Below are 24,399 nucleotides of genomic sequence, written 5' to 3'. Positions count from 1 at the left end.
ATTTCAACAAAAAACAGCGACTTTCCCGTCACTGTCCTTCTCAAAAAATATTTAGACCAAACCGCTAAGCAATTCCCTATTCTGCCAAAGCAGATAAAGACCACCGCCGATAATAATCAGCATGATGACAAACTTAATCAAGCCCTTGACAAAGCGGATGACCAGCATCAAAATCATCGAAACAATCAGCCATCCCCAAGCGGAAGAATTGAGTAAGGTTTGCATACTCTCTAGACTTGCACCTGTCCAGGCCTTGATTGGTTCGGGGATTTTATCAAACCAGTTGCTATCTATACCGATTTGTTCCATGATCGAATGACTGGTAGACTGCATCCATGCAAAAATCCCAGCATTATAGAGAAAGAGCAGAGCTTGCTCAGGATAACGTTTTATTGTGTTTGTAATTGTTCGAAGCATATTTTCCCTTCTATTCTGAATACAAGGCAAGGACCGCATCAATATCTGCCTGCTGAATACCATGATTAGAACCTGCCGATTCCATAACGGAGGTCTGACTATCTTCATAATCTAGGCCAATAGCATGGCCCAACTCATGCTCAGCTGTATGGATAATTCTATCCATATCATAACCATATCGGTCGTTTGATAAATAAAAACTATTCAGACGCACCGTTACAGAGCTATAATAATTGGTTAATAAGTTAGTCGTTGAATTGGCCTCGCCTGCTGCCTGGGTATTTCCATCATTCATTTCTGTTGCAATAATATCGGCCTGACTTGGGTCACTTGTCATCACAAAAGTGAAGGTCCCTGTCGCATTCCAATTGGCAATAGCTGTTTCATAGGCAGCTACAAATGTTGGATTCTGGGTTTCAATGTAAACAGTCGCAGTATTGCTTTCCCATCGACCATGATCAGCTGTATTGACCGTATCCGTCGTCAGGTGCTTAATGGTATTAACACCTTCTTCAATCGTCACTTCAGACTGCCCTTTGACCATCAATTGCACTTCTTGAGCTAGAGTTTGTAACATCTGAGGCGCTGCTTCCTGTTGAAAATAGAATAACAGACCTAGACCACAAGCTAATAACACCAGTGATAACCAAATCAGACCACAAAATGTCCGCCAAATCCACCGTAGAATATTTCCAATAAGTTTCATAGACTATACCTCTTTCTAGAAATAGGTTTTAGTATAGCCATAATTTCTGAAACTTTTCTTAAACACTAGGACAGTCTTTCTTCCAATTTGAAATCAATTGGCAACCAAGCCAATACTTTCTCAATCTGCTGATTCCAGTAGTACCACTCATGTTTACCAGGACCGAAACTCGCTTCGATATCAAAGCCTAGCTCTTTCAGCTCTCCAACTGCCTTTTGATGTCCTTCAAAAAGAAAATCTTCCTCACCACACCAGGCATAAAATTTGGTCTTTTTATCGGATTGTTTAGCAATTTCTAACAAATTATTTGGATTCTGTTTATCAGAAATGTCACCAAATACTCCTCGCCAATACGAAAGACTTCCCAATTCTGCTGCCGCTGGATTATCAAAATCAAAATACAATGCGCCTGAAAGCGAAGCTGCGTGTGAAAAACGATTGGTCATCATGGCAATCTTGAAGGTCCCATAACCACCCATAGACAAACCAGCGATAAAATTCTTCTCCCGCTTGTCAGACATATTTGGGAAAAATCGTTTGAGAATTTGAGGCAACTCTACTGCAATGGCATCGAAGTAATTCATACCGTAAGTGGTATTGGTATACCAGCCTTTATCTGTATTGACCATAACCACGATAAGATTGGTATAACGAACCAACCGTTCCACTGTAGAACGATTCAGCCAGGAATCCTGATTTCCTCCCATACCGTGCAAAAGATATAGGACAGGAATGTCGTTGTCATCAGGATTTTCCACACGATTGCGATCTGGATATAAAACCGTAACCTGTCTAGACATATCTAGAGCTTCTGAGTGGTATTCAATTTTCATTATTGCCATAAATCTTCTCCTTATGGTAAAGAGCCTGAGTTTCCCTCGGCTCTTCTTATGTATATAAATCAGCTTACTTGACTTCCATAATTACCGGCAAAATAGCTGGGCGACGTTTAGTTTGGTCAAAGAGGAATTTTGCTAAATCATCGCGAACAGCACTCTTAAGCTCTGCCCAGTCAAAGCTATCCTTTGTAAAGTAATTTTCCACCGTTGTATTCACCAATTCTGATGCCTCACGCAAGATGTCCTTGCTCTTTTTCACGTAGACAAAACCACGAGTATTGACCTTGGCTTTAGAAATGATTTTTTTCTCACGGCGGTTGACAGTGATAGCCACGATAAAGATACCGTCTTCTGAGAGGATCTTACGGTCACGAAGGACGATATTTCCAACATCGCCCATGGCATTTCCGTCAATCATGACATCACCAGCAGGAACCGCTCCGCTATGGACAAAATCCCCCTCTTCAAAAGCCATGACATCCCCACGCTTAACGATGATAATGTTTTCTGGATACATACCGATTTCAAGCGCAGCCTTAGCGTGAGCATCCAATTGACGATACTCCCCTTGAACTGGGAAAAGATATTTAGGCTTCATAATGTTGAGCATGAGCTGCAAATCACGCGCATTCCCATGCCCGGAGACGCGAAGATTCTTTGTGATAGATTTTACGGTACCACCAGCCTTGTAAATCAAGTTCTCCACACGAGCAACAACCGCTTCTTTTGAAATACTTGGAGTGGTAACAATATAAACTAGATCACCTTCTTTGATTTCAACATAGCGATGTCTACCGATAGACATTTTACGCAATCCATTTAACGGCTCGCCCATACGACCAGTTTCTAAAATAATCAATTCATGGTCTTCATACTTGTTCATATCCTTTGGTTTTACCAACAAGCGTTCGCTGACCAAACGAAGTTTTTTCAATTGAATCGCTGTTCGGACAATGTTTTCCACATCATGTCCTGTCAATACGACACGACGACCAGTTGCTTCTGCCGCGTCAAAAATCTGTTGAATACGTACAATATTGCTGGCAACTGCTGCCACAATAACTCGCCCGTCACAGTCAGCAATCGTATTGAGAATTTCCTCCCCAGCCTCATGCATGCTCGCTACTTGAACATTGCTATCTGCGTTAGCTGAGTCTGACAAGAGGGCCAACACACCTTCGTTACCGATTTCAGCCAATCGCCCAAAATCCGTACGATAAAACTTATCTGCCGCCTGGTCAAACTTAAAGTCACCTGTGTAGACAATATTTCCCTCATCCGTCTTAACGACAATTCCTAAACTCTCTGGAATAGAGTGGGTCGTCTGAAAGAAAGATACCACTGAATCCCCGAAATCAATTTCAGTGTCAGCATTGATAACATGGAAATCATTAAATTTCTTAGTAGCATTATTCCCCTTGACAAGTAGCTTAGCCAATTCGATAGTCAAGTGCGAACCAAATACTGGCACTTTCACTTTCTCCAAGAGATAAGGAAGCGCTCCGATAGCATCTGCATGCCCGTGAGATAAAAAGACCCCTGCTACACGATGCTTATTTTCTTCCAAATAATCGAAATTTGGGACAACTACATCCACACCTAACTGTTCATTCTCAGGATACTTTGCCCCCGCATCCAAAACAAAAATATGTTCATTCACTTCGGCAATGTACAGGTTTTTTCCATTTTCCCGCACACCTCCAAGAGCCATAATTTTAATTGTACTCATCTTTACTCCTTTTGGACATCCCACAGGTGTCCATTTTATTTTTCTTACCAACGGTCCTTGGGAGTTCCAAGTCGAATTACAGTCTGCTATGTCGGAGTTCTATTTGCAAAAGACACACGTTGGTTCAAAATTATATTCAACCATCAACGCAACTTTTAAATAGAAATACCTAAATAGCTATCGCTTCTATTATACATTTTTTCAAGAAAATTTACAAAAAACTCCGCTGAAAATCAACGAAGTTCTACATATACATTAGTAACCATGTCCCTTATGTTCCCACTTACCACCAACATTCCGCACTAAAATCCATTTCCAATCCGTATGGGTACTATTAGGCTCTAAGGTGGGCTCTGCCCCCTCAGCTGCTACCTTAAAAGACGAAGTTAGGATAATAGCTTCCTCTGCACCATAGTGCTCCGCCCACTCATCAAATTCCTTTTCATTATCACCACTGTAACCGATAGTCAGCAATTTACAACTGTTAAAATGGTGATCAAAGTAATCTTGAACTACAAGAATAGCCGCCTCAATCTCTTTTTCCGTATACAATTCTGATTGTTCCATCGGTTCAATCTCTGCCTGATAAGCTGCTCCTGTCCGACATCCTACCAAAAAAAGACAACACAACAGACTACAAATAGCTAAACATTTTCTCATCTTTGTTACCCCAAGTCAACAATCGTTGCTGAAAAGCCAATCTCTTCTACAAAACGCAAAACATCTTCTGTCTTTACAAAAATTGTTTTCGTATTAACATTGGGGTGGAAGGTTAGAATGGGTTCAGAAAGGATTTCTTTATCAAAAAAGACTTGAATATCCTTATCAACATTATGTAACAAGCCAAAAACAGATACCGCACCCGCAGGCAAGTGCATTTTTTCCATCAAGCTATCACTCGAGGCCATCCGAATACGGTTGGCTCCCACCAAATCACGAAACTGGTCCATATCCAGCTGCTTCTGGTCATCCATGATCAGTAAATAAAATGCAGTCTTTTTCTTATTAGTCAGAAACATGGACTTGGTCCGTACTCCTTCTAACCCTTCAATGTAACGGTCTGCTTCCTCAGTTGTCCGAGCTGGTGGATGCTCTACAATGGTGTAGTCCATTCCCAAGTCAGCTAAGCTTTCAAAAACCAATTTATCCATGACAGCACCTCTTGATATACTTAGTATATTATACTGCTTTTTAACTAAAAATTCAAAGGATAATAAAAGCCTGGATTACTCCAGACTTTAGACCTGTATTCACAAGTGATCTGTTTGATATAAGATTCAGTTTTAGCCAAAACCAAACTTGGTTGGAAGTTGCGAACTATCCACACAGGTTCTTAATCAAACAACTTATAATAATCTTCCAGTTTCATCTTGGATTTTGCTTCAGCCGTTTGATCCTGAATAATCTGACCATTTTTCATGACAATCAAGCGATTACCGTGACGCAACGCATCTTCCATCTGGTGAGTGACCATGAGGGCCGTCATTCCCTTGGTCGCAATCAATTCATCAGTCAATTGCATCAAGGATTGGCTAGTTTTAGGGTCGAGGGCTGCAGTATGCTCATCCAAGAGTAAAAGTTCAGGCTGTTTCAAACTCGCCATCAACAAACTCAATGCCTGGCGTTGACCACCTGATAAGAGCCCTGCTGGCGTGTCCAAATGTTTTTCCAAACCATTTCCCACTCTCGGCAAAAGCTGGGCAAATTCTTCCGTCTGTTGGGCCAATCTGCGTGGCACTAAGCCCCGTCCCTCGCCACGGTACTTAGCTATCAGTAGATTTTCTGCCACCGTCATCCGTGGCGCCGTCCCCATTTTAGGATCTTGGAAAACACGTGCCAGATACTTAGCACGTTTTTCTGCAGGCCAATTGGTTACGTCCTCACTAAGAATATGGACTGAACCACTAGTCAAGGGTAGGGTTCCAGCAATGACATTAAAGAGGGTTGACTTCCCAGCCCCATTTCCACCCAAAATGGTAATAAAATCACCCTGGTAGATGGTCAGATTGACATTATCCAAAATCACACGTTCTTCATCAAAACCGTTTGTCACCACCTTGGTGGCATTTTTTAATTCAACAATTGCTTTCATCGTGACAGACTAGCTCCTTTCAGAAGTTTATTTTTCAACTCAGGAACCATGAGGCAAGTTGCCAGAATCATGGCCGAGAAGATACGGAGGTAGCTGGTATTGATACCGAGGGAAATGACCACCAAAATTAAGAACTGATAGAAAATCGCTCCGACAACAATGGCCAAGAACCGTTCTAACATAGTAAGGTTACCATAAATTACCTCACCGATAATCAGACTAGCCATACCGACCACAATGACACCAATACCACGCGACACATCCGCATAGCCTTCTTGTTGTGCAATCAAGGCACCTGCAAGTGCGATGATCCCATTTGAAAGAACAAGACCCAGCAACTCCATTCGACTTGTATTGATACCAAAACTGCGTGCCATATCTGGATTATCCCCTGTTGCAATAAAGGCCTGTCCAAGGCGAGTGTATAGGAAGAACATCAAGGCACCAATCACCACCGCTAGGCTACCTAGACCTAGCAAGAGACCATTAATTTGCTCAGAAAAAGGAAGGAAATCTTGTAAACGTTTGGTATTCAGTAAGCCTAGATTTGCCCTACCCATGATAAATAGAATGATAGAGTGACAGGAAGACATGACCAAGATACCAGCCAGAAGAGTGGGAATTTTCCCCTTGGTATAAAGCAAGCCTGTGACAAAGCCCGCCAAACAGCCAACAAGAACTGCTGCTAGAGTAGCCAAGATAGGATGAACTCCTTGCGTCAATAAGGTAACAGCAACCGCTCCTCCAAGCGGGAAAGAGCCCTCTGTCGTCATATCAGGAAAATTCAGAATCCGAAAGGTAACGAATATTCCCAAACCTAGTACAGCCCATAAAAGAGCCTGTGAAACTGTTGATACAATCATATTTTTCCTTTTCTCTTATCTCTTATTCGATAACCTTGCTTGCTTTACTAATCACATCATCTGACAAGGTAATTCCTAATTCTTTAGCAACTTTTTGGTTGACAACAACGGTACCCTCGTTAAAGATTTGTACAGGTGTATCCTCTGGATTGGCACCATCAAGAATTTTCGCAGCCATCTTACCAGTTGCCACACCCAAGTCATATTGGCTAAGGGTAACAGATGCGATACCTCCGCCTTCTACCATATCTTCTACGCTGGTGAAAATCGGAGTTTTGGTTTTATTTGCCACAGATACGACAGTTGAAAATGCTGAGGCAACTGTGTTATCTACTGGTGTAAAGAGAACATCTGCTTTACTACTTGCGACCTCTACTGTCGCTGCAATTTCATTACTAGAAGCAACTGCATATTCAAGAACAGTATAGCCAGCCTCTTCTGCTGCAGCCTTAAATTCCGCTACTTGAATTTTTGAATTGTCTTCGTTTGAAGAATAGAGGACACCGATAGTTTTAGCGTCTGGTGTAATTTCTTTAATGAGAGAAACTGCGTCTGCTACTGGTGTTTGGTCTGATACCCCTGTGATATTTCCACCAGGATTTTTCAAATCCGTCACCAGGTTGGCTCCGACTGGATCTGTCACAGCTCCCATGATAATGGGTAATTCTGTCGTAGCGTTTGCTAATCCCTGTGCAGCAGGTGTTGCGATACCAATCAATAATTCATTGCCATTGTCCACCAATTTTTTACTCATGGTTTGAACTTGGGATTGATCACCTTCTGCATTCATAAAATCAATTGAGAGATTCTCAGTTGTGGTATAACCACCTTCTTCAAGTCCTGCTTTGATTCCCTTGTAAATTTCGTCTAGTGAATCATGCGTCACAAATTGGAGGACCCCAATTTTAACTTTTGCTGTGCTATTCGTTGAATTGTTCTGTTCTTTTTGCGTCAAAAACAAGGCAGCAACCACCATCACAGTAAGGGCAATAATTGTAGCAAGTAAATTCTTATTTTTCATCATATCTAATTCTCCTTTTTAATAAACAAATCCTACATCATCAGTATACTATTCCACCATCGCCATCGTTTCATCATGATTACCTCGTTTTGTTAATAATTGTCAAAGTAGATTGCTTTTAGATAAGGAACGGAGGCGCAGACATAACTCAGGTTAGGCAAGCCGAACGTGACGCAATATAAAAGCACTCTACGAAGACAATGGAAAAGCCCCCGCAGGAAAAACCAACCTGCGAGGGCGTCAATGACACGGTGCCACCTCACTTATGGGAATTGTATAGAATCCTCCCATATCTCATCTCCTCTAACAAGGAGTTGCACTGTAAGGTGTGCGGACCGAACTATCATTGTTTTAAGTTCATTTGCGTGATTGTTTTGGCTGAGTACTTTGTTAGCTCTCCTTGCTATACCGCCAGTATAAGCTGCGTCGACCTGCCTCGTACTCAGCCAAAACAGTCTACGCAAAGTATGCTATGCCAAACAATCCTTGTGAATTTAGGGCATTTTAGGACTAGGCAGTCGGGTGAAGGCAGTACTGGTGGTACGGCAAGACCGACTAACGACATCATAAAATAGACATAAATGCACATCAGCCCATTTCATAAAACTCCGCCACCTGTTCCCAGTACCACAGGCTCCCTGAAGACTTCTGCTTTACTACTTCTTCTGATTACAGACGATTATACGGCATCCATCAATCTTTGTCAATACTTTTGATTAAATTTTCTGAAAACTTTTTCTGTCAGTAGGGACTACCAGTCTCATCAAAAAACATCAAAATATGATATACTAGACTGAGTTATAGCTATTAGAAAGAGGAAAACCATGTCTTTTGACGGATTTTTTTTACATCACATGACGGCTGAGTTAAGGGCCAATTTAGAAGGTGGGCGGATTCAGAAAATCAACCAGCCCTTTGAACAGGAAATTGTTCTGAACATTCGCAGCAACCGTCAGAGCCATAAGTTGCTCCTGTCCGCCCATTCGGTTTTCGGGAGGGTTCAGCTGACCCAGTCGGACTTTACCAATCCAAAGGTTCCCAATACCTTTACCATGATTCTACGGAAATACTTGCAGGGTGCCATTATCGAGGAGATTCGTCAGTTGGACAATGACCGCATCTTAGAATTTTCTGTGTCCAACAAGGATGAGATTGGCGACCATATCCAAGCTACCTTGATTGTGGAAATCATGGGTAAGCACAGCAATATCATCTTGGTAGATAAGTCTGAACAGAAGATTATCGAGGCAATTAAGCATGTCGGTTTCTCGCAAAATTCCTACCGGACCATTTTGCCTGGTTCCACCTACATTCGTCCACCGGAAACGCATTCTCTCAATCCTTATACGGTGTCTGATGAGAAATTGTTTGAAATCCTATCGACTCAGGAACTGAGTCCTAAAAATCTCCAACAGGTCTTTCAAGGTTTGGGTCGGGATACGGCTTCTGAACTGGCCAGTCATTTGCAGTCAGACCGCCTGAAGAACTTCCGTGCCTTTTTTGACCAGGCAACACAGCCTAGCCTGACAGACAAGTCCTATGCTGCTCTGCCATTTGCCAATAGCCCAGAAAACCAGCCACACTTTGAGAGCCTGAGCAGTCTGCTGGACTTCTATTATCAGGACAAGGCGGAGCGGGATCGGGTGGCCCAGCAGGCCAATGAGCTGATCAAGCGGGTGGCCAGTGAGCTGGAGAAGAATCGCAAGAAGTTGGTCAAGCAGGAGCAGGAATTGGCAGATACAGAAACGGCGGAGTTGGTGCGGCAAAAGGGCGAGCTCCTGACCACCTATCTGCACCAGGTGCCCAACGATCAGCCGAGCGTGCGCTTAGACAACTACTATACGGGCGAGGAGCTGGAGATTGAGTTGGACGTGGCTTTGACTCCTAGCCAGAATGCCCAACGTTACTTCAAGAAGTACCAGAAACTCAAGGAGGCGGTCAAGCACCTGACCAACTTGATTGAGGAAACCAAGGCGACCATTGTCTATCTGGAGTCCGTTGACACCATGCTGGGACAAGCTAGTCTTGCTGAGATTGATGAGATCCGTGAAGAGCTGATTGAAACAGGCTACCTCAAACGTCGCCACCGTGAGAAAATCCATAAGCGTCAGAAACCTGAGCGATACTTGGCGACGGACGGGAAGACCATTATTCTGGTCGGGAAAAATAACCTGCAAAATGATGAGCTGACCTTCAAAATGGCCAAGAAAGGCGAACTCTGGTTCCATGCCAAAGACATTCCAGGTAGTCATGTGGTCATCACAGACAACTTGGACCCAAGCGACGAAGTCAAGACAGATGCGGCCGAGTTGGCTGCCTACTTCTCCAAGGCTAGACATTCCAACTTGGTTCAAGTCGATATGATTGAAGCCAAGAAACTGCATAAGCCAACAGGTGGTAAGCCTGGTTTTGTGACCTACCGCGGTCAGAAGACCCTCCGTGTCACCCCAACAGAAGACAAAATAAAATCCATGAAAATCAATTGATTTTCATGGATTTTTCTGTATTGAAACCTATTCCGCCTTATCAATATCTTCTCTGACTTCCTTAGCGTTTAACTTAGCGAAAAGATACTGGCGGTCTTGGACTGGAAAGCGTTGATCTAGCTGATCGACTGGTCCCACTTCCACCATTCCTTCTGAAATAATATAGTCCATGACATGACCCCCAAAGGTCAAATCATCCGAAATAAAATGCAAATGATAGCCAGCCACACTAACACCATGGAAAATTTCTGGCGTCCAAATACCAACTATGGTTCCCGAAATGTTCTCAGCCGTATATTCAGGCTGGCGACTTGCCACCTCTGCAAAACGAACATCCGAAGCCGATTTGGGAATCATGCGGACATGCATCCGAGCAAACGTCCCCTTGATTTTGATGGAGCGAAAGAGATTTTCCCCATCATAATAGGACTCAATTCGCTGATGCAATTCCTCATGAGTCATTTCAAAGCGTTGTTTGAAAATGACTTCTGCCTCATGGAAAATGACCGCCGCATAGGGAACCTTCATATCAGCTGGAACTTCAACCACTTCTGGTTTCTCTCCTGCTCCCTTGGCCTGATAAGCCTTTCCATCCAAGACAATCAGCTCACCATCAATGGAATCCAGGGTTCCCAAACCCAAATCACCATGTTCCAACAATTCGCCAACCGTCAAGGAGCCGCCATACAGTCCAGCCATTAAGGCACCTAAGGTATTGTATTGAAATAATCGATTTACTTGCATAACCTACTCTTCATTCAAAAATTCTTGCATGGCTAAATCGTCTGGCACCAATTGGATATAACGACTAGCTTGCTCTTTTGCCTCATCCAAACGACCAAGTTGACGTAAAACCGCTACGTAATCAGCCAAAAATTCAGGATTCTCAGCCAATTCTCCAGCCAATTCATCGTAAAGCTCACTCGCTTCATCATCTCTTTCTAGAGCTTGATAGGCTTTGGCCATATTCCAGCGAGCTAGAACGTTATCTACCTCTTCATCAAATAAAGCCACAACCTCTTCAAATCGTTCCTGCTCAAGATACAGATTGGACAAGCGCAGAGCTAGTTCGTTACTATCATCTGCCACCTCTTTTGCCCGTAGAAGATAATCTTCTGCCCCCGCCTCGTCATGCAATTCATAGGCATACTGTGAAGCCTGAAGCAAGAGATTGGCATCAAAGTCATTTTTAGCCAGGCCTTTTTGAGTCATAGCCAAGGCATCATCAATCTTATGCTCGGCATGAAGCGACTGAGCATAGGCATATTCATAGCCCTCAAAATCAGGATTGATGGTATCCAACTGCTTGAAATAGAGATTGGCCTTTTGGTATTCTTCTCGTTCAAATAGCAGAGCTGCTAACTCAAAAACCGTCTGGTCATCGTATTCCAACTCAACAGCTTTTTCCAAAAATTCAATGGCCGCTTCAAATTTCCCCAAACTTGCATAGGCAATACCAATTCGCTGATAGGTAGAAACTCCCGTTAATTCGTAGATTTCACGATTATCCAGCTGGGCATAGTAGGAAATAGCCTCATTAAAAAGCTCCAGTTCCATATCCAATTCTGCTAAGCCAAAGAGGATGATGGGTTCATCTGATAAGTGACTTGCTTCTAACAATTTTTCACGCGCCACATCCGACAAGCCTTCTGCCTGATACAGGTCCGCCTTAACCAACAAGGCTTCCACATAGACAGAACTGTCTTCTGAAATTTCCTCCAAGTATCCAAAAGATTCTTCAACCAAGCCATCTTCAAATGCTATTTGGGCAAGATTGATCAGTACTTCGGGAAATTCTTCTTTGACCTGTTCATAGATTTGTCTAGCCTGTGGGAAAAAACCAATGCCTTCTAAATAGGCTGCCAAGGACAAAAGCGTTTCGCTATCATCTTGCACCAAGGCGCGCTTGAAATACTTATCTGCCTTGTCTAAATCCTGTTGGTCCAAACAAACCAACATTTTTTCACTATTGTTCATTCACAACCTCATTTTCTTCATCTTCATACAAACCACTGTGTGCCTTGTACCATTCAAATGCCGCTTTCACTAAAACCTTAATAGAGGCATATATTGGAATTCCCAGAAGAACTCCTAGGACACCGTACATCTGACCAGCTGTCAATAATACAAATAAAATGGTAATCGGATGAATACTTAGGGAGCTTCCGATAATCAATGGTGTCACAAAACGACCTTCTATAGTCTGCTCAATCATAAAGACTACTAAAACCTTTATCAGCATGATTGGACCAGCAATCAATCCTAAAATAACAGCTGGAATCATGGCCAAGAAAGAACCCAAATACGGAATTAGATTGAGGAAACCAGCCATCACCCCCAAAGTTATTGGATAGCTAAGACCAATGATTGAGAACATCACTGAGAACATCAGGGCAACAATAATCGCAACGGTCACCTGACCACGAACATAGTTTGATAATTGCCCATTCACATCTGATAGTACTGTTCCAATCGGTTCTCTCCACTTGGTTGGTAGATATTGGGTAATGTGTTTATTCAAATACTGACCATCCCGTAACAGATAAAAGAGAATAAAGGGCATAATCAAAATAGCAACAATAATCTGTGAAGCGGTTGAAATCAAATTACTTGCCCAGTTCACAGCGCTTGAAGAAAACTTCTGAGCATAGGCAACGATCTGATCATTGACCTTATTTAACATCTCCAGAGCTGTTGGTCTAAATTGTTCAAAGCGCTGATCCTGTAGGAGCCCAGTTACCTGTCCTTCGATTTTCTGGATATTCGAAGGAAGATTTTGCGCAAAAGATGTCACTTGCTCTTGAATACTCGGAATTGCCACCGCCAGTCCCCAGATAATGAGAAGACTGATTAAAACAAAGAGAATGGAAATACCAACTGTACGAGAAATTTTATGCTTTTCCATCCAGTCAACCATCGGATTTAATAGGTAATACAAAAGACCTGTTAAAATCATCGGTAACAATACAATTTCTAAAAAGCTTCCTATTGGTCTGAATAAAAAACTAATTTTACTAAAAATAAATATAGTCAAAAAAGTCAGCAAGGTTACTAATAAAAATGTCACCGCTTGGCTATTTAAAAACAAGCGGAAAAACCAAGTCAGACTAAATTTTTGATGCTTATCCTCCATCTAATACACTCCTAGTCTTTTTTTCTATTGTAACATGGAGAAAGGATTTTTGTAAAAATCAACTACAGAATTTCTACGACTTTCTCAGAAAAACATGGTATAATTTTATCAATCATTTCCAAAAAGGAGAATCCTATGACTATCTATTTCGGTACCTACACAAAACGTGAATCAAAAGGAATTTATAAAGCAAATTTTGACTCTGAAACAGGACAACTTAGCAATCTAGAATTGGTCACTGAAGAACCTAACCCTACCTACCTTGCCTTTGATAAGGCCGGACATCTATACTCCGTCGGCGCTGAAAATGGTCTAGGAGGTATCGCTGCCTTTAATGCTGACTATACTCTACTCAACCATGTTGTATCAGAGGGCGCACCACTTTGCTATGTCGCTGTAGATGAAGCAAGAGATTTAGTTTATGGTTCCAATTTCCACAAAGGGCAACTACTTGTTTATAAACGTTTGGCGGATGGTTCACTAGAATTAGCTGATGTCGCTCAACACGAGGGATCTGGGCCGCACGAAAACCAAGCTTCCGCCCATGTTCACTTTTCTGATTTGACGCCCGATAAATTTTTAGTAACCTGTGATTTAGGATGTGATCAAGTGGTAACCTATAAGGTATCTGACCAAGGAAAAGTAGAGAAAATCGCAACCTATCAGGCTGCGCCAGGAAGTGGTCCACGTCACATTGTCTTCCATCCTGTCGCAAAAATTGCCTATCTCATCTGTGAACTCAATTCAACTATTGAGGTGCTTATCTACGACGGCTGGGGACAATTTGAACACCTACAAACTGTCTCTACTCTCCCAGAAGACCATACTGGTTTCAACGGAACTGCCGCTATCCGCATCACAAAGGATGGTAAATTTATTTATGGATCCAACCGCGGAAACGACTCTATCGCAGTCTACAAAACGCTTGCTGATGCCAGCTTAGAATTAGTTGAAATCGTCCCAACAAATGGAAAAACTCCTCGCGATTTCACGCTTAGTCCTGATGAAAAGCATTTGATTGTTGTCCATCAAGATTCTGACAATGCAACTGTATTCAAAAGAGATGCCGAAAATGGCTGTTTGACTGAGCTTTCACACGATTTCTATGTTCCTGAAGCAGTTTGCGTTACATTTTTATAAGTCGTTTCAGTTGTGAAATCCGTCCAGTTTTGGTTTAATAGTCTCATAGGAGGTGATTTCAACATGAATCCAGTAGATCTTTTTAACCAAGTAAAAGAATTGATTGCAAACAAAGACTTTGATGGTGCAAAACAATTTATCGAAGAAAACAAGGACCAATTCGGTGAATACTTGGAACAGGCAAAAGGCTTGTTATCAGGTTCTGAAGGTGTTAACGGTCTTTTAGATAAAGTTAAAGGCTTGTTCTAATACATGTAAAAACTAGGCTGAGAATGTTCAGTCTAGTTTTTTTGTTTGTTCAAAAATATTTGTTATCTCTTGCAATGAAGGAATTACCCAATCGCTCTTCAATTTTTCATTTTCACTGGCATGCTTCCCAAAACCTGTCAGTATCCGTACAGTCCACATTCCCAAAGATTTAGCAGGTAGAATGTCATTATCATACCTATCCTCGACATAGACAACTCTATCTGCAGGGATGTTTGTTTTTTGCAAGGCAAGTGTGAAAATAGCTGTATTTGGTTTAGATAAACCAACCTCTTCAGAGAGGATGATGAGTTGAAAATAAGACTCAATTCCCCACTCTTTAAGTAGTTCTCTAATACTACTAGACTGATTGGCAATAATCCCTAATCGATAGTTTTGTGATAACTTCTCTAGAGCATCTATTGTTTCAGGATACAGGCTCACACCCTCATTTGTCCACAAAGGACGTGGCTCGGTCGGTGCAAAATATTGCCAGGTCGCACGAATAGGGTCCAGCGACTTATGAGCATACTCCACCATTTTCTTTTTATAAGAATCTGATGAAACCTCTATATCCAGAGACTCTAACTTCTTCACACACTTGTCTATATAATAACCATAAGCAGCCTCTTCATCTAAAAGCGTCGAACCCAAATCAAAAAATATCCACTCTATCATCCCACTCTATCATCCCACTCTATCATCCCACTCTATCATCCCACTCTCCATCTCTTTTCAAAATGAGAATACTTAAGTTGATCTGCCTTTTTAGAATATCATTTTATCAATATCAAGGCAAAGAAAACTACCTAGAGAGTTTTGCTGTCCCTCACTTTGTTAGCCCGAAAATAAATTAGCACACTGTACATAGAAAAACAAGTCCGAAAATCTTCGGACTTGTTCTTACTATAAACCTCGCTATTCTAGCTCGGGGATAAAACAGTCTCCCAGACATTGAAAAACAAGTCTGGAACTTTCCAGACTTGTTCTTATTATAACCCTCACTATTCTAGCTCGGGGATAAAACAGTCTCCCAGACTGTTTTATTTTTTCAAGTTGTAGAATGAGTTCAAGCCTTTGTAGACTGCAACTTCACCAAGTTGATCTTCGATACGAAGCAATTGGTTGTATTTAGCGATACGGTCTGTACGTGACAATGAACCAGTCTTGATTTGGCCTGCGTTAGTTGCAACTGCGATGTCAGCGATTGTTGAATCTTCAGTTTCACCTGAACGGTGTGATACAACGGCAGTGTAGCCAGCTTCTTTAGCCATTTCGATAGCTTCAAATGTTTCAGTAAGAGTACCGATTTGGTTAACTTTGATAAGGATTGAGTTAGCAGCACCTTCTTTGATACCACGTGCAAGGTAGTCAGTGTTTGTTACGAAGAAGTCGTCACCAACCAATTGAACGCGTTTGCCAAGACGCTCAGTAAGAGCTTTCCAGCCATCCCAGTCGTTTTCATCCATACCATCTTCGATAGTGATGATTGGGTATTTGTTAACCAATTCTTCAAGGTAGTCGATTTGTTCTGCAGAAGTACGAACAGCAGCGCCTTCACCTTCGAATTTAGTGTAGTCGTAAACTTTACGCTCTTTGTCGTAGAATTCAGATGACGCACAGTCGAAACCGATCATGATGCCGTTTTCGCCAGCTTCGTAACCAGCAGCTTCGATAGCTTCGATGATTGTTTCAACACCGTCTTCAGTTCCTTCGAACTTAGGAGCGAAACCACCTTCGTCACCAACAGCTGTTACCAAACCACGAGCTTTCAAGATTTTCTTCAAAGCGTGGAATACTTCAGCACCCCAACGAAGACCTTCTTTGAATGAAGGAGCGCCAACTGGCAAGATCATGAATTCTTGGAAAGCGATTGGAGCGTCTGAGTGAGAACCACCGTTGATGATGTTCATCATTGGTGTTGGCAATACTTTAGTGTTGAATCCACCAAGGTAAGTGTAAAGTGGCACTTCAAGGTAGTCAGCAGCAGCACGCGCAACAGCGATAGAAACACCGAGGATTGCGTTTGCACCCAATTTACCTTTGTTAGGAGTACCGTCAAGAGCGATCATAGCGCGGTCGATAGCTTGTTGATCACGAACGTCAAAACCGATGATAGCGTCAGCAATCACGTTGTTCACGTTGTCAACAGCTTTTTGAGTACCAAGACCAAGGTAACGAGATTTGTCACCGTCGCGAAGCTCAACTGCTTCGTGCTCACCAGTAGAAGCTCCTGAAGGAACCATACCACGTCCGAAAGCACCTGATTCAGTATAAACTTCAACTTCAAGTGTAGGGTTACCGCGTGAGTCAAGGACTTCGCGAGCGTAAACATCAGTAATAATTGACATTATATTACTCTCCTTTGAGTTTAAAATTGTTACATAGCTATCATACCCTAAAAGAAGGGATTTTTCAAGAAAAAACAGGTTATTTTACTGAAAGAAATGATGTAAACGCCTTCCTTTTCAAAGTTAACTGAGTATGTTATACTGAAACCATGAACGATTTAAATACTACCATACTACAGAAAGCCTCTGGCGAAACACGATTGAATCCAGATGAACAACGTCTATACATGGGAACCTATCGCGAACGGGTTGTCCTGCTCGTTTCCTTTGACGATTTGAGTAGTGAAGTCGTCGGAAATAAGTTCGATACAATTTGCCAAAAACTAGCAAACAGATACTCTCCTCTATTCCTCAAACTCTCGCCAGCCCTGTCTGACAAGCAACAAATTTCACTACTAAAAATTGCTCAGACCTTTGGCATTACTACCGCTATCATCGATGAAAAAATAGGACAATCTCCCTACGCACTTGTCTTTCACACAAATCACGCTGTGGATAATGAAGAAGTTAGCTTAGAATCCATATTTCCAAATCTTATCTCAAAACCAGAAGAAAAAAAGGAAGATGCAAAACCTTCCTTCTGGAAAAAATTATTTGGTTAGACTTATTTATCGATAAATCAACATAAATATTAAAGCAAAATAATACAGGTTAGACAAAGGATTCCTAGCAATCTGCCTCTTTCATTTTTTCATTGAAAAAGAACATTGCTCCATTTGCCTTTATTACATTCATTTCCATTCCCCTTTCTTTTTCGGAAAGTCTCATAACGGATACTAGCTTTACAAGACAAATAAAAATAAATAAGATAATAGCCACATATTTCACTAATTCCATCTTTGTTGGCCTCCTAACTGAAGAATTCTTGCCACCTGCTCTGCCGTGCGGACCAGGTTTTTTTCTGCTTTTTGAAGCGTGTCCTCCAAACTTTCAACGCTTGCAATTATCGGAAAAGCGGCGCAGATATTTTCAAAAGGAAACTCGGGAAGATCGCCTTTGAGGCTACCACAAATTGCAATGATGGGAATCCCCGTCGGCGTCCGTCTAGCTACTCCTATCGGAGTCTTCCCTGATAAGCTTTGGGCATCCATCCGCCCTTCTCCGACCACAACCAGATCCGCTTTGGTGACGCGATGATCAAAGTCCAACTGATCCAAGACAAAGTCGATGCCTTTTTGAATGCGAGCACCAGCAAATTGGACTAAACCTGCTGCCATACCTCCTCCAGCACCCGCTCCTGCCAAATCGAGTAGCATTGGATTAACTAATTTATAAAAGGACTCCATTTTCTTGTCTACTAGTTCAAATTCAGCAGAGGCTAGACCTTTCTGACCTGCAAAAACAAATGTGGCACCCGCTGGTCCGCAAAGCGGATTCTCCACATCCGTTACCAAATCAATCCTGACCTGAGATAGATCTACCAACATATCCTCTGTGGAAAAGCTGACAATCTCCCCGATATGAGCTCCAATTGCCTCTACTTCTTTTCCCTCTCGATTATAAAATTTCACTCCTAAACCTGCCGCCATTCCGATACCACCATCATGACTGGCAGAGCCACCTACTCCTATAAATATGCGTTTAACACCATTTTGAACGAGCTCCACAATCAGCTCCCCAACCCCTTGTGTCTTAATAAAGAGAGGACTCCTTCTTTCATGCGGGATGCTTGCCAGCCCTACAATCTCAGCCATTTCAAAAACCGCAAGATCATCTTTAACCGCATAGGAAACCTTAATTTTATCTCCAAATGGACCTGTCACCCAAGTCTGGGTTCCATCCAAGGATAAGGCCTGCATTAGACTCTCAACTGTCCCTTCGCCACCATCTCCTAGGGGAATTAAGTCATACCCTGCTTGTGGATAAACCTTAGAAAATCCTTTTTTAATCGCTTCAGCAACCTTTATAGCTGAAAGAGACTCTTTAAATGAATCCGGAGCAATGAGAATATGCATGATACTAACCTCCTTTATATTATTAGTATATCACGCTACTATTCAGCTTTCAATAAATCTTTTCTGTTTTTCATCGTCTGTGTTATACTGAAAGAAAGGAGATAAGTATGTATCAAACTATATTATTTGACTTAGATGGAACTCTTACTGATTCTGGACAAGGAATCTTAAACTCCGTCGCCTACGCACTAGAAAAAATGGGAATTGAAGAACCAGATACAGCCAATTTAAACCGATTCATCGGCCCGCCACTCTATGAATCTTTTTCAAAATTCTACCAACTCAACACTGAAGATACACAAGCAGCAGTTGACGCTTTCCGTGTCTATTTTAAAGAAAAAGGAATGTTTGAAAATCAACTCTATCCTGGAATCCTCCCTCTGCTTGAAGAATTGAGAACAGCTGGAAAAACACTAGTAATTGCTACCTCAAAGCCAGAAATATTTGCCAAACAGATTCTAGAACATTTTGGTATCGCTCACTACTTTGATGTCATTGCCGGTGCTAGTCTGGATAGTAGTCGCATCAGTAAGACGGACGTCATCGGCTATGCTATAAATCAATTAGAAGCATATCCAAACCATGCTGTGATGATTGGAGATAGAGAACATGATATTGAAGGAGCACGCAAACACCAACTTCCCGCTATCGGTGTTCTTTACGGCTATGGGAACAAACAGGAATTTGAAAAGGCTGGGGCCACCATGATTGTCGAAACCGTCCAAGATTTGAAAAGGATTTTACTGACAACAGAATAAAGAGGCTGGGCAAAAAGACCAACCTCGCTTCTCAGGGTTCGTGTCAACATCTCAGCGCAGTAGTTGATTGGCAGATTTGTTCGTGTTTTACACTCCAAATCTGACCTAATCAACTGTGCGGGGGCGGGAAGACGAACTCTTTTTTTGACTAGTCGAGTTCTTTCCCGCTCCCATTATTTACTATCTAAAATCTCTATTAGTTTATAGAGATTTTTTTCATTTATTTGGTAGGGCGCCTGTTCTTGGACAATCGGTTTAGCACAGAAAGCTACTCCAATTCCTGCTCGTTGAATCATTGGTAGATCATTTGCTCCATCCCCCATGGCAATCGTTTGAGATAGACTCAGCCCATTTTCTGTCGCCCATTCTTCTAAACATGCTTTTTTAGTATCTTTCGTTACAATTTCACCCAATACTTGTCCCGTCAATACTCCATCTACTGCTTCTAATCGATTAGCCCGAACATAGTCTAACTCTAACTGTGCAGCTAATCGATCGACTGTTTCATGAAACCCGCCTGAAACGACTGCTACCTTATAGCCTCGCATTTTTAATTCTGAGACTAATTCTGCTGCTCCAGGCGTAAAGTGGATTTTTTTGATAATTCGATCAAACACAGAAACAGGCAGTCCCTTTAACAACGCCACACGTTCACGTAAGGCTTCTTCAAAATCCAATTCCCCACGCATAGCACGTTCGGTAATTGCTGCAACCTGCTCTCCTAAACCGGCCTCTTCTCCAAGTAGATCTATTCCTTCTTCCAAAATTAATGTTGAATCAACATCCATAACTAATAATCCAGTTGTCATTTCCGATATTCCTTTCAAAGTATAAAAATAAAAAGCCAAATGGCTTTTTATCTAGTAGCGAATGGCTTCGCGAGTTTTTTCGTATGAACGTACAAAACGCTCTGTTACACCAGGTTCAACTGTTTCCAGAGCAAATGAAATTTCTTCAAATGCTGCTTGGTAATCAAAATCCTTTTCAAAAATTGATAATGAACGGTTAAATGCTTTTTGCACACTTTCATCGAATGAACGATAACGGTTAGAGTATTGTAGCAACTGCTCTGTTAAAGTCGCATTTTGCACAATCAAATACGCTAACTCTTCCAATTGATTCATATCATACGTTGCATTTTCCAACAAACGGTTAACAACTTCGATATTGATTCGTTTATAGTCTAACTCGGCAATCAAGGCTTCCACATGATCGCTCGTTCTAAAGAAGTTTGTTAAAAATTCAGCTGGAATTCCTGGAAGGTTGCGTTTTTCCATATAACGCTTAAGGGTATGCAATTTGTTGATATAAAGTGTAGCTTTCTTACGCGCTGTGTTCTCTGACAATTCTTGTGATTTAAGATAGTCAGCTAAAACAAGCTGCTCCTCTTCGATTTCTTTCAAGCTTGCCAATGAATGATCCAAACGCTCTTCCAAAATAGAATATGCAACTTGTGGATTTTCAATGTCTTCCACACTTTCTGTAACAACAATTTCAATCGATTCCAAACGAGCTTTAAGCTGATTGATCCGTGAAAGTTTGCTATCTGCCAGCAAGTAAGTTGCGTTTAGGCGTTGGCTTTCCTCATCCAAGAGCTGTGTATTTTGGACAACATGCTCCAAGAATTTTGGCAAGTTTTTACTAATCTTAACAGCTTCCTTATTCGCTTCGATTTCACGATTGAAGACTTTATACAAATGATCAATTTTTGCTTGAATTCCCTCATTTTCAGCTTCTGCGGCATCCAAATCAAAGGAAACAATCAAAGCAGTATTTTCACGAATTGAAACGCGAATATTTTGGAACTGTGACTCGATGTTAGCTTCTGTGAACAAATAATTCTGCTCAACCAGTTTACGATAACCCGACTCCAAATCTTCCAATTGCTCTGGGAAATCTTTTGTAACTCGTTCAATCAAACTTGGAATGCGATCCATGATTTGATTGAGGGCAATCATATGCTCTTCAGTCTTATCAAGGATTTCAGAAGCTTCAATCGGGTCACCAGAGGAATTGAGCATCACAAATTCAGAAAACTCAACTTCAATATTTTTCAATTGTTTCTCAAGTTCTGGTAGTGTCTCACCGTAGCTATCTGGATTTTCACGAACAGCTTCCTGTAAACTATCGAACAAGTTTAACGCATGTTTTACGCGACCAGAGTTTTTCTCTTCTTGCTCCTTCAACTCCATCAAACCATGACGGATAGAGGCGATGTCTTCTTCAATTAAGTCAATTTGGCTTTCGATACTGTCGATAGCATTCTTTGCACTCACAAAGCGAAAGGCATTGTTATAGCCTTCTGCCTCAAAGATATGATTTTCAATGTCGGCAAATGAATTGAGCGACAAATCAACCCATTTTTGATTCCATTCACGGAATGACACCTGACTTTGACCAATCAAATGAAGTGCTTTGACAGCTTCGACTTCTTCATTAACTGGAAGGTTAAATAGCTCTTCCTTACGTTCTTCCAATGCAACCAAAAGGTTGTCATTTCGTTTACGAACAATCAGGCAAGCTACATAGGCAATGATTAAAATAATAACAATCGAAACGATTAAGATGATTGTTCCTGTAGGCATGTAAATCTCCTTAGCTCATAGTAATTACTAGAAAATATCGCTTAATTATACCATAAATCTCTAGTATATGCACTTGTTTTTTTAGTTTTTAAACATCCAATGTTGAATAAACAGCATTTTCCTCGATAAACTCTCGACGAGGTTCAACCTTATCTCCCATTAGCATGTCAAAAATCTTATCGGCTTCTGCCGCATCATCAACTGAAACGCGTGCCATGAGACGATTTTCAGGATTCATCGTAGTTTCCCACAACTGATGATCATCCATTTCTCCCAAACCTTTGTAACGTTGAATCGTTGGCTTGGACCGTCCCGTACTATGTCTTTCTAAGGCATCTTGCAATTCTTGCTCTTGATTAACCCCAGGTTGAATATATTCTTTTATCTCACTTCCAACCTTGATACCGTAAATAGGTGGTTGAGCGATATATACGTATCCCGCTTCTACAACAGGACGCATGTAGCGGTAAAATAATGTCAGAAGGAGTGTCCGAATATGGGCACCATCGACATCGGCATCTGTCATAATGACTAATTTTTGATAACGTGCCTTGCTAACGTCAAAATCCGCACCAAAGCCAGTTCCCATAGCTGTAAATAGACTACGGATTTCTTCGTTGGCCAAAATCTTGTCCATGCTGGCTTTTTCTACGTTCAAAATCTTACCACGAATCGGTAAAATAGCCTGAAATTCGCGGTCTCGACCGGATTTAGCTGAACCACCGGCTGAGTCCCCCTCAACGATGAAAAGCTCTGTCTTCGTTGCATCATTTGAGGAACAATCCGCTAACTTACCTGGGAGGTTTGAGATTTCAAGACCCGATTTCTTACGAGTTACCTCACGCGCACGCTTAGCAGCAATACGAGCCTTGCTTGCCAAAATCCCTTTTTCAACAATCCGTCTAGCAATCTGGGGATTTTCCAAAAGAAATTCTGCAAAGGCATCAGAGAAAAGGCGGTTGGTAATTTTGACCACTTCACTATTCCCAAGTTTTGTCTTAGTTTGTCCCTCAAATTGAGGACCTGGGTGCTTAACAGAAATGACCGCTGTCAAGCCTTCACGCACATCCTCACCAGTTAAATTATCCTCATTTTCTTTGAGAATTTTATTTTTCTTGGCGTAGTCGTTGATAACACGTGTCAGAGCTGTACGGAATCCTTGCTCATGGGTACCACCTTCATGTGTGTGAATATTGTTGGCAAAACTCACTACGTTTTCATGATAACTCGTCGTATATTGCATGGCAACCTCAACGGTAATATCATCCATTTCACCTTCTGTATAGATAGGGGTCTCAAAAATGACATCCTTGTTCTCATTAAGATACTCAACGTAGGAAGCAATACCACCTTCATAGTGATATTCCTTTGTTTGCTCCACTCCCTCACGTTTGTCCGTAATAGAGAGATTTAAACCACGATTTAGGAAGGCCAATTCTTGGATCCGCTTATTTAATTTTGCAAAGTCGAACTCAGTCGTCTCAGTAAAAATTTCTGGGTCAGGTGTAAAATGTACAGTTGTACCAGAACGGTCTGTTTCTCCAACAACCTCCAAATCTGCAACGACTTCACCTCGTTTATACTCTTGGAAATATACCTGACCATTTTTGTAGACATGGACGTCTAGCTGAGTAGATAGGGCGTTTACGACTGATGAACCTACGCCGTGCAATCCCCCTGAGACCTTATAACCGCCTCCGCCAAATTTACCACCTGCATGGAGCACTGTAAAGACAGTTTCTACCGCTGGACGACCAGTTTTTTCCTGAATATCTACCGGAATCCCACGTCCATTATCAATAACCGTGATGGAGTCATCTGGCTCAATATAAACTTCAATTTTATCCGCAAAACCAGCCAGCGCCTCATCGATTGAGTTGTCGACAATTTCCCAAACCAAGTGATGGAGACCTTCTTTAGATGTTGAGCCGATATACATCCCTGGACGCATTCGAACAGCTTCAAGACCTTCCAAGACTTGAATCTGACTGGCATCATATTCTTGAGCCTTCTCTTGTAAATCTTTGATTTCTTCTGTCATTTCTTTTCCTTATTTTCTATTTGTTGCTCCTTAAAAA

At 41.7% G+C, this 24,399-nt stretch carries 24 protein-coding genes; 5 read left to right on the top strand and 19 right to left on the bottom strand.

What is annotated here, in order from left to right; genetic code table 11:
- Nucleotides 1–51 precede the first annotated feature (51 nt).
- The 9 genes from ODU41_RS03585 to trpX form a co-directional block, all read right to left on the bottom strand.
- Nucleotides 52–417 (bottom strand): hypothetical protein, encoded by a 366-nt coding sequence (locus ODU41_RS03585; protein WP_014638331.1) that lies wholly within the window; start codon nucleotides 415–417, stop codon nucleotides 52–54.
- Nucleotides 418–427: 10 nt separating this feature from the next.
- A complete protein-coding gene (locus ODU41_RS03580; RefSeq protein ID WP_398578660.1) occupies nucleotides 428–1,123 on the bottom strand; it encodes a M57 family metalloprotease in 696 nt (231 codons plus the stop codon).
- Nucleotides 1,124–1,188: 65 nt separating this feature from the next.
- On the bottom strand, nucleotides 1,189–1,965 hold the full coding sequence (locus ODU41_RS03575; protein ID WP_114866378.1) for an alpha/beta hydrolase family protein: 777 nt from the start codon (nucleotides 1,963–1,965) through the stop codon (nucleotides 1,189–1,191).
- A gap of 64 nt (nucleotides 1,966–2,029) precedes the next feature.
- Entirely contained in the window at nucleotides 2,030–3,691 is a 1,662-nt protein-coding gene (locus ODU41_RS03570; protein ID WP_014638334.1) for a ribonuclease J, read from the bottom strand.
- Between the two features lie 255 nt (nucleotides 3,692–3,946).
- Nucleotides 3,947–4,351 carry a lipoprotein gene (locus tag ODU41_RS03565; protein WP_002935678.1) on the bottom strand — a complete coding sequence of 135 codons (405 nt, stop codon included), beginning with the start codon at nucleotides 4,349–4,351 and terminating at the stop codon, nucleotides 3,947–3,949.
- Nucleotides 4,352–4,356: 5 nt separating this feature from the next.
- Complete coding sequence (locus ODU41_RS03560; RefSeq protein WP_015647096.1) at nucleotides 4,357–4,842, bottom strand: prolyl-tRNA synthetase associated domain-containing protein; 486 nt, start codon at nucleotides 4,840–4,842, stop codon at nucleotides 4,357–4,359.
- A 182-nt stretch (nucleotides 4,843–5,024) separates the two neighbouring features.
- The gene (locus tag ODU41_RS03555) at nucleotides 5,025–5,783 is read right to left on the bottom strand and encodes an ABC transporter ATP-binding protein (protein ID WP_398578659.1); all 759 of its coding nucleotides are present in this window, start codon (nucleotides 5,781–5,783) and stop codon (nucleotides 5,025–5,027) included.
- The gene (locus ODU41_RS03550; RefSeq protein WP_398578658.1) at nucleotides 5,780–6,646 is read right to left on the bottom strand and encodes an ABC transporter permease; all 867 of its coding nucleotides are present in this window, start codon (nucleotides 6,644–6,646) and stop codon (nucleotides 5,780–5,782) included. Before ODU41_RS03550 ends, ODU41_RS03555 begins: the two co-directional genes overlap by 4 nt.
- Before the next feature lie 22 nt (nucleotides 6,647–6,668).
- Nucleotides 6,669–7,667 carry a tryptophan ABC transporter substrate-binding protein gene (gene trpX, locus ODU41_RS03545; RefSeq protein WP_398578678.1) on the bottom strand — a complete coding sequence of 333 codons (999 nt, stop codon included), beginning with the start codon at nucleotides 7,665–7,667 and terminating at the stop codon, nucleotides 6,669–6,671.
- Nucleotides 7,668–8,491: 824 nt separating this feature from the next.
- Between trpX and ODU41_RS03540 the strand changes: the two genes are divergently transcribed.
- Complete coding sequence (locus tag ODU41_RS03540; protein ID WP_105201818.1) at nucleotides 8,492–10,153, top strand: NFACT family protein; 1,662 nt, start codon at nucleotides 8,492–8,494, stop codon at nucleotides 10,151–10,153.
- 27 nt (nucleotides 10,154–10,180) lie between these two features.
- On the opposite strand, the gene budA is transcribed toward ODU41_RS03540, so the two are convergent.
- The 3 genes from budA to ODU41_RS03525 are packed head-to-tail and all read right to left on the bottom strand — an operon-like array spanning nucleotide 10,181 to nucleotide 13,286.
- On the bottom strand, nucleotides 10,181–10,897 hold the full coding sequence (gene budA / locus ODU41_RS03535; RefSeq protein WP_398578657.1) for an acetolactate decarboxylase: 717 nt from the start codon (nucleotides 10,895–10,897) through the stop codon (nucleotides 10,181–10,183).
- Between the two features lie 3 nt (nucleotides 10,898–10,900).
- Entirely contained in the window at nucleotides 10,901–12,130 is a 1,230-nt protein-coding gene (locus tag ODU41_RS03530; protein WP_029172460.1) for a tetratricopeptide repeat protein, read from the bottom strand.
- A complete protein-coding gene (locus ODU41_RS03525; protein ID WP_012775254.1) occupies nucleotides 12,120–13,286 on the bottom strand; it encodes an AI-2E family transporter in 1,167 nt (388 codons plus the stop codon). Before ODU41_RS03525 ends, ODU41_RS03530 begins: the two co-directional genes overlap by 11 nt.
- A 135-nt stretch (nucleotides 13,287–13,421) precedes the next feature.
- On the opposite strand from ODU41_RS03525, the gene ODU41_RS03520 reads away from it, so the two are divergent.
- Both ODU41_RS03520 and ODU41_RS03515 read left to right on the top strand, forming a co-directional pair.
- The gene (locus ODU41_RS03520; RefSeq protein WP_277697041.1) at nucleotides 13,422–14,426 is read left to right on the top strand and encodes a lactonase family protein; all 1,005 of its coding nucleotides are present in this window, start codon (nucleotides 13,422–13,424) and stop codon (nucleotides 14,424–14,426) included.
- 63 nt (nucleotides 14,427–14,489) lie between these two features.
- Nucleotides 14,490–14,675 carry a hypothetical protein gene (locus ODU41_RS03515; protein ID WP_002935693.1) on the top strand — a complete coding sequence of 62 codons (186 nt, stop codon included), beginning with the start codon at nucleotides 14,490–14,492 and terminating at the stop codon, nucleotides 14,673–14,675.
- Between the two features lie 27 nt (nucleotides 14,676–14,702).
- On the opposite strand, the gene ODU41_RS03510 is transcribed toward ODU41_RS03515, so the two are convergent.
- Both ODU41_RS03510 and eno read right to left on the bottom strand, forming a co-directional pair.
- On the bottom strand, nucleotides 14,703–15,350 hold the full coding sequence (locus ODU41_RS03510) for an HAD family hydrolase (protein WP_398578656.1): 648 nt from the start codon (nucleotides 15,348–15,350) through the stop codon (nucleotides 14,703–14,705).
- 365 nt (nucleotides 15,351–15,715) lie between these two features.
- Nucleotides 15,716–17,023, bottom strand: a complete 1,308-nt coding sequence (eno, locus tag ODU41_RS03505) for a surface-displayed alpha-enolase (RefSeq protein ID WP_002935704.1) — start codon at nucleotides 17,021–17,023, stop codon at nucleotides 15,716–15,718.
- 149 nt (nucleotides 17,024–17,172) lie between these two features.
- Between eno and ODU41_RS03500 the strand changes: the two genes are divergently transcribed.
- On the top strand, nucleotides 17,173–17,625 hold the full coding sequence (locus ODU41_RS03500; protein ID WP_024387228.1) for a DUF1694 domain-containing protein: 453 nt from the start codon (nucleotides 17,173–17,175) through the stop codon (nucleotides 17,623–17,625).
- 64 nt (nucleotides 17,626–17,689) lie between these two features.
- Here the strand turns inward: ODU41_RS03500 and ODU41_RS03495 are convergent, their stop codons facing one another.
- Both ODU41_RS03495 and ODU41_RS03490 read right to left on the bottom strand, forming a co-directional pair.
- Nucleotides 17,690–17,860: a hypothetical protein gene (locus ODU41_RS03495; RefSeq protein WP_228475201.1), complete on the bottom strand. Its 171-nt coding sequence runs from the start codon at nucleotides 17,858–17,860 to the stop codon at nucleotides 17,690–17,692.
- Nucleotides 17,851–18,978 carry a glycerate kinase gene (locus tag ODU41_RS03490; protein WP_398578655.1) on the bottom strand — a complete coding sequence of 376 codons (1,128 nt, stop codon included), beginning with the start codon at nucleotides 18,976–18,978 and terminating at the stop codon, nucleotides 17,851–17,853. The genes ODU41_RS03495 and ODU41_RS03490 overlap by 10 nt, the downstream gene beginning before the upstream one ends.
- Before the next feature lie 107 nt (nucleotides 18,979–19,085).
- Between ODU41_RS03490 and ODU41_RS03485 the strand changes: the two genes are divergently transcribed.
- The gene (locus ODU41_RS03485) at nucleotides 19,086–19,736 is read left to right on the top strand and encodes an HAD family hydrolase (RefSeq protein ID WP_248017644.1); all 651 of its coding nucleotides are present in this window, start codon (nucleotides 19,086–19,088) and stop codon (nucleotides 19,734–19,736) included.
- A gap of 173 nt (nucleotides 19,737–19,909) precedes the next feature.
- Here the strand turns inward: ODU41_RS03485 and serB are convergent, their stop codons facing one another.
- From serB to gyrB, 3 genes are all read right to left on the bottom strand, one after another.
- The gene (serB, locus tag ODU41_RS03480; RefSeq protein WP_029171555.1) at nucleotides 19,910–20,545 is read right to left on the bottom strand and encodes a phosphoserine phosphatase SerB; all 636 of its coding nucleotides are present in this window, start codon (nucleotides 20,543–20,545) and stop codon (nucleotides 19,910–19,912) included.
- A 51-nt stretch (nucleotides 20,546–20,596) separates the two neighbouring features.
- The gene (gene ezrA / locus ODU41_RS03475; protein ID WP_013730450.1) at nucleotides 20,597–22,321 is read right to left on the bottom strand and encodes a septation ring formation regulator EzrA; all 1,725 of its coding nucleotides are present in this window, start codon (nucleotides 22,319–22,321) and stop codon (nucleotides 20,597–20,599) included.
- An 88-nt stretch (nucleotides 22,322–22,409) separates the two neighbouring features.
- On the bottom strand, nucleotides 22,410–24,362 hold the full coding sequence (gene gyrB / locus ODU41_RS03470) for a DNA topoisomerase (ATP-hydrolyzing) subunit B (protein ID WP_015647131.1): 1,953 nt from the start codon (nucleotides 24,360–24,362) through the stop codon (nucleotides 22,410–22,412).
- Nucleotides 24,363–24,399: the final 37 nt, after the last annotated feature.

Source organism: Streptococcus sp. 2022WUSS083 (genome assembly GCF_044427155.1).
Taxonomy (GTDB): Bacteria; Bacillota; Bacilli; order Lactobacillales; family Streptococcaceae; genus Streptococcus; species Streptococcus hashimotonensis.
This window is presented reverse-complemented; position numbering and strand designations above follow the sequence as displayed.

Bases quoted from the DNA above. Each gene is read 5' to 3' on its own strand.
- ODU41_RS03585 (WP_014638331.1), bottom strand. From the start codon at position 417: ATGCTTCGAACAATTACAAACACAATAAAACGTTATCCTGAGCAAGCT.
- ODU41_RS03580 (WP_398578660.1), bottom strand. From the start codon at position 1,123: ATGAAACTTATTGGAAATATTCTACGGTGGATTTGGCGGACATTTTGT.
- ODU41_RS03575 (WP_114866378.1), bottom strand. From the start codon at position 1,965: ATGGCAATAATGAAAATTGAATACCACTCAGAAGCTCTAGATATGTCT.
- ODU41_RS03570 (WP_014638334.1), bottom strand. From the start codon at position 3,691: ATGAGTACAATTAAAATTATGGCTCTTGGAGGTGTGCGGGAAAATGGA.
- ODU41_RS03565 (WP_002935678.1), bottom strand. From the start codon at position 4,351: ATGAGAAAATGTTTAGCTATTTGTAGTCTGTTGTGTTGTCTTTTTTTG.
- ODU41_RS03560 (WP_015647096.1), bottom strand. From the start codon at position 4,842: ATGGATAAATTGGTTTTTGAAAGCTTAGCTGACTTGGGAATGGACTAC.
- ODU41_RS03555 (WP_398578659.1), bottom strand. From the start codon at position 5,783: ATGAAAGCAATTGTTGAATTAAAAAATGCCACCAAGGTGGTGACAAAC.
- ODU41_RS03550 (WP_398578658.1), bottom strand. From the start codon at position 6,646: ATGATTGTATCAACAGTTTCACAGGCTCTTTTATGGGCTGTACTAGGT.
- trpX (WP_398578678.1), bottom strand. From the start codon at position 7,667: ATGAAAAATAAGAATTTACTTGCTACAATTATTGCCCTTACTGTGATG.
- ODU41_RS03540 (WP_105201818.1), top strand. From the start codon at position 8,492: ATGTCTTTTGACGGATTTTTTTTACATCACATGACGGCTGAGTTAAGG.
- budA (WP_398578657.1), bottom strand. From the start codon at position 10,897: ATGCAAGTAAATCGATTATTTCAATACAATACCTTAGGTGCCTTAATG.
- ODU41_RS03530 (WP_029172460.1), bottom strand. From the start codon at position 12,130: ATGAACAATAGTGAAAAAATGTTGGTTTGTTTGGACCAACAGGATTTA.
- ODU41_RS03525 (WP_012775254.1), bottom strand. From the start codon at position 13,286: ATGGAGGATAAGCATCAAAAATTTAGTCTGACTTGGTTTTTCCGCTTG.
- ODU41_RS03520 (WP_277697041.1), top strand. From the start codon at position 13,422: ATGACTATCTATTTCGGTACCTACACAAAACGTGAATCAAAAGGAATT.
- ODU41_RS03515 (WP_002935693.1), top strand. From the start codon at position 14,490: ATGAATCCAGTAGATCTTTTTAACCAAGTAAAAGAATTGATTGCAAAC.
- ODU41_RS03510 (WP_398578656.1), bottom strand. From the start codon at position 15,350: ATGATAGAGTGGATATTTTTTGATTTGGGTTCGACGCTTTTAGATGAA.
- eno (WP_002935704.1), bottom strand. From the start codon at position 17,023: ATGTCAATTATTACTGATGTTTACGCTCGCGAAGTCCTTGACTCACGC.
- ODU41_RS03500 (WP_024387228.1), top strand. From the start codon at position 17,173: ATGAACGATTTAAATACTACCATACTACAGAAAGCCTCTGGCGAAACA.
- ODU41_RS03495 (WP_228475201.1), bottom strand. From the start codon at position 17,860: ATGGAATTAGTGAAATATGTGGCTATTATCTTATTTATTTTTATTTGT.
- ODU41_RS03490 (WP_398578655.1), bottom strand. From the start codon at position 18,978: ATGCATATTCTCATTGCTCCGGATTCATTTAAAGAGTCTCTTTCAGCT.
- ODU41_RS03485 (WP_248017644.1), top strand. From the start codon at position 19,086: ATGTATCAAACTATATTATTTGACTTAGATGGAACTCTTACTGATTCT.
- serB (WP_029171555.1), bottom strand. From the start codon at position 20,545: ATGACAACTGGATTATTAGTTATGGATGTTGATTCAACATTAATTTTG.
- ezrA (WP_013730450.1), bottom strand. From the start codon at position 22,321: ATGCCTACAGGAACAATCATCTTAATCGTTTCGATTGTTATTATTTTA.
- gyrB (WP_015647131.1), bottom strand. From the start codon at position 24,362: ATGACAGAAGAAATCAAAGATTTACAAGAGAAGGCTCAAGAATATGAT.